This is a genomic window from uncultured Corynebacterium sp. (assembly GCF_937999985.1).
In the GTDB taxonomy this organism is placed as follows: domain Bacteria; phylum Actinomycetota; class Actinomycetes; order Mycobacteriales; family Mycobacteriaceae; genus Corynebacterium.
On sequence record NZ_CALLDG010000004.1, the window covers coordinates 1 to 4,198 of the forward strand.

5 protein-coding genes are annotated in these 4,198 nt (G+C 63.3%); 2 read left to right on the forward strand and 3 right to left on the reverse strand.

Annotated features, from left to right (window positions below):
- Window positions 1–1,161, reverse strand: a 1,161-nt coding sequence (gene dxr, locus Q0331_RS00155; protein ID WP_298073795.1) for a 1-deoxy-D-xylulose-5-phosphate reductoisomerase, incomplete at its 3' end; no start/stop codon positions are given.
- A gap of 143 nt (window positions 1,162–1,304) precedes the next feature.
- Between dxr and Q0331_RS00160 the strand changes: the two genes are divergently transcribed.
- Window positions 1,305–1,706 (forward strand): DUF2631 domain-containing protein, encoded by a 402-nt coding sequence (locus Q0331_RS00160; RefSeq protein ID WP_298073790.1) that lies wholly within the window; start codon window positions 1,305–1,307, stop codon window positions 1,704–1,706.
- Between the two features lie 35 nt (window positions 1,707–1,741).
- On the opposite strand, the gene rlmN is transcribed toward Q0331_RS00160, so the two are convergent.
- Window positions 1,742–2,839: a 23S rRNA (adenine(2503)-C(2))-methyltransferase RlmN gene (rlmN, locus tag Q0331_RS00165; RefSeq protein WP_298073792.1), complete on the reverse strand. Its 1,098-nt coding sequence runs from the start codon at window positions 2,837–2,839 to the stop codon at window positions 1,742–1,744.
- A gap of 77 nt (window positions 2,840–2,916) precedes the next feature.
- Between rlmN and Q0331_RS00170 the strand changes: the two genes are divergently transcribed.
- Complete coding sequence (locus tag Q0331_RS00170) at window positions 2,917–3,336, forward strand: lipopolysaccharide assembly LapA domain-containing protein (protein WP_298073794.1); 420 nt, start codon at window positions 2,917–2,919, stop codon at window positions 3,334–3,336.
- On the opposite strand, the gene Q0331_RS00175 is transcribed toward Q0331_RS00170, so the two are convergent.
- A complete protein-coding gene (locus tag Q0331_RS00175; protein ID WP_298073797.1) occupies window positions 3,337–4,191 on the reverse strand; it encodes a phosphatidate cytidylyltransferase in 855 nt (284 codons plus the stop codon).
- Window positions 4,192–4,198: the final 7 nt, after the last annotated feature.

Below are 4,198 nucleotides of genomic sequence, written 5' to 3' on the forward strand. Positions count from 1 at the left end.
GTGCGCCTTGGCTCGGGCTTCGCGCTCCGCCGCCAGGACATCTTCCAAATCGTTGGGTTCGGCGGACAGGTGCTGGCAGGTCTCCATGGTTGCCGCAACCGTGTCCACAATGCGGGGGAAGCTCAGCCTGCCGTTGAGGAACTCGACCGCCGCTTCCTCGTTCGCAGCATTATAAACCGCGGGCATCGTTCCCCCGGCAGTGACCGCCTGGCGTGCCAGGATTACGGCCGGGAAGACCTCGTCGTCCAATGGCTCGAAGTGCCAGTCGGTTGCCTGGGAAAAGTCCAGTTTAGGCTGTGCATCTGCGATGCGGTCGGGCCAGCCGAGGGCCAGCGAGATCGGCAGCTTCATCGACGGCGGGGAGGCCTGGGCGATCGTCGCCCCGTCGATGAAGGTGACCATGGAGTGGACGATCGACTGCGGGTGGACCGTCACGTCGATCTTCTCGGCGGGGATACCGAACAGCAGGCTGGCCTCGATCAACTCCAGGCCCTTGTTGACCATCGTCGCGGAGTTCAGGGTGTTCATCTGCCCCATCGACCAGGTCGGGTGGTTGGCGGCCTCCAGCGGGGTGACGTCCTCCAGCTGGGCGCGCGTGTAGCCGCGGAACGGCCCGCCGGAGGCGGTGAGCACCAGCGAGTCGACCTCGTCCACCCGCCCAGAGCGCAGGCATTGCGCCATCGCGGAGTGCTCGGAATCCACGGGGATCAGCTGCCCCTCGTCCGCCGCCCTCAGCACCAGCTGGCCGCCTGCGACGAGGGATTCCTTGTTCGCCAGCGCCAGCTTCGCCTTAGTACCCAAGGTGGCCAGGGTCGCGTCGAGCCCCAGGGAACCGACCAGGGCATTCAGAATGACGTCGCCCTCCCCCAGCTCTGGACCGATGGCCTCGACCAGCTCCCGGGCGGAATCCTTACCCCGGATGCAGTGGGCGCCGAACTCCCCGTCCAGCCACTCCGCGGTGTGCTCGGAGGCCACCGCCACCCGCGCGAGGTCCAGCCCAAAGTCGCGGACCTGCTGCGCCAGCGCCTCCGGCTTGGAGCCGTGCGCAGAAATGCCAACTAGCTCGAAGCGCTCTGGGTTATCCGCCATCACCTCCAGCGCTTGGGTGCCGATGGATCCGGTGCTGCCTAGGACTACTACTCGCGTTTTCACGCGGTCTATTCTATTTCTTTTCTTTATGACGCCCCGTCTCCCCACCTAAATTGGGTACTTTCCTGGCCACGCCCGCACACGGATAGGGACATTCTTGTCCTGATGTGTCAAAATGGCGGGGATAGAATTTTTTTGACTTTCAGGAGGAAACGGTGGCGCAACACTCTAAGGAAGCTGAAGTTTACAACGGCGTATCCACTGCGGACGTTCCGTCTGCGGCCTGGGGCTGGAGCGAGCTTCCGCGTCGCGGAATCATTACCGCCGGTGTCATCGGCGGCCTGTTCTTGCTGGGCATGCTTTTCGGCAACCACAAGGGCAACGTTGAGAACATCTGGCTGATCGCACTGGCCGTCCTGGTGTTCGTCGGTGTTGGCCTGTGGGTGGCCCGCCCGACCTTCAAGCAGCGCACGACCGTTACCGCTCGCAACAAGCCCGAGGGCCATGTGGAGCCGGTCTGGTCCGCTGACCAGCTGAACCTGACGGGTGCTTACGCTGACCTGAGCGACGATGAGCTGCGTACCCAGAACATCGACCCGGCTACGCTGAACCGCTAGCTCTGAGCAGGTAGTTTTTAGCCCCGAAAAATTTTTTAACGTTCTTCTGCCGCCAGCTGGCCACAGGCCGCGGCGATCTCCTGGCCCTTCGTATCGCGCACAGTACAAGGCACACCCTGGGCTTCCACGCGGCGGACGAACTCGTCCTGCCGATCCTTCGGGGAGGCATCCCACTTGGAGCCTGGCGTGGGGTTCAGCGGAATCAGGTTCACGTGCACCTTCGTGCCCAGCGCTCCGCGTAGCTTCTTCCCCAGCAGGTCCGCGCGCCACGGCTGGTCGTTCATGTCGCGGATCAGGGCGTACTCAATGGAGACGCGGCGGCCGGAAGTATCCGCATAGTAGCGCGCGGCGTCCAGCACCTCCTCCACCGACCAGCGGTTGTTCACGGGAACCAGCTCGTCACGCAGCTCATCGTCGGGAGTGTGCAGGGAAACCGCCAGGCGAACCTTCATCTCCTCGTCCGCCAGCTTGCGGATCGCCGGAGCCAGCCCCACCGTCGAAACGGTGATGTTGCGCTGGGAAATACCGAAGCCATCCGGCGCGGGCGCGGAAACCTTTCGGATGGTCTCCACCACGCGCTTGTAGTTGGCCAGCGGCTCTCCCATTCCCATGAACACGATGTTGGACAGGCGACCGCCCTCCTCCTGCATCGTGGCTGCCGCCGCACGGGCCTGCTCCACCATCTCGCCGACGGAAAGGTTGCGATCCAGGCCGCCCTGACCGGTCGCACAGAACGGGCAGGCCATGCCGCAACCCGCCTGAGAGGAAATACACAATGTGGCGCGCCCCGGGTAGCGCATCAGAACGCTCTCCAGCATCGTGCCATCGTGTAGGCGCCACAGCGTCTTGCGCGTCTCCCCGTCGTCGGCCTCCATGTTGCGCATGGGGTGCATCAGCTCGGGGAATAGAGCTTCCTTCACCGACGCGCGCTTAGACTCGGGCAGGTCCGTCATCTCCATCGGGTCGCCCTGCAAGCGGCCGTAGTATTGACGCCGAATCTGATCCGCCCGGAACTTCGGCAGACCGAGCTCCTGCACACGCTCCTTGAGCGTCTCCTCGTCGAGATCCGCCATGTGTACCGGCGGCATGCCCCTTTTGGGTGCTGCGAACTGAAGTTTTACTGGTGTAGCCATAATGCGCCCATTATTGCACGTAACGGGGGTAACCCTCACATTGCGAAAATCTGAACCCAACCAGGTTATGCCGTTGAATGGTAGGTATGAGCGACAACAGCAATCGGAAGTCCGTTCCCCAACCGACCAATCCCGAGCCGACCAATCCCGAGCCGGTTAACACTCCCCAGAACCCGCCGATAGCGCACACCGAACCTGTAGCTGGAGCACCGGCGCAGGACCCGGCGTCACCAGGAAAGACCAAAGAGCACCGCGAGGTCAAGAAGACCCTGGCGGGAACGACCTGGGTGGCGCTTATCGTCGGCGTGCTGCTGCTGATCCTGTTGCTGGTGTTTATCCTGCAGAATCAGGAATCCGCAGAGCTGCAGCTGCTGGGGTGGACGATGACCTTCCCGATCGGCGTGGGCATGCTGATCGCCGCGATTGTCGGTGCACTGATCATGGCGTTGGTCGGCGGCGTGCGCATCGTGCAGCTGCGCAAGCAGGTTACGGAATAGCTAAACGCCGCTGAGCATATTCAGCACAACCCAGGTGATCATCGCCGACGGCAACATGCCGTCCAGGCGATCCATCAGGCCGCCGTGGCCCGGCAGCATGCCGGACATGTCCTTGATCCCGAGATCGCGCTTGAACTGCGACTCCACCAGGTCGCCGAGGGTGGCGCAGCAGGCCAGCCCCGGCCCCAGCAGCAGGCCAACCCAGAACGGGCCGGAAAGCAGCAACGTCACGCAGGCCACGCCGATAGCGGTGGATAGGATCAGCGAGCCGACAAAGCCCTCCCAGGACTTCTTCGGGCTCACCGCGGGCGCCATCGGGTGGGTGCCGAAAAGCACGCCGGCGATATAACCGCCCACGTCGGAGCCCACAACGCAAAGCATGAACGTGACGATGAAGGCCCAGCCGTCGATGTGCTCGCGCTCCATACGCGACAGCATGGCCGCGAAGCTGCCGAACAGGGGGATCCAGGTAAGCACAAAGACGCCGACCGCCGTATCCCGCAGATAATTATGCGGGGGCGAGGAACGGCCGTGGTGGAACAGGCGCGTGACCATCAGCAGCAACACACTGATGACGAAGCCCGCCAGTGCACCCGTTGGCCCAAAAGGCCACGAGAGCCACACGATCACCTGCGCGCCCAAGAAGAGGACCGGCAGGTTCAGCACATAGCCGCCCTCGTAGAGCCGACGCCAGACCTCGTAGACCGCCAGCGACAAAGCCAGAGCCACCAGCGGATACCACGCGAAAGGCGTAAAAAGCCCCGCGATGGCGATGGCGCCCAGAAATACGCCAACGGCGATGGCCTGTTTCAGATCCCGACCGGGACCATTCTTGGGTTTCGGGCGAGCAACGATGGGAAAT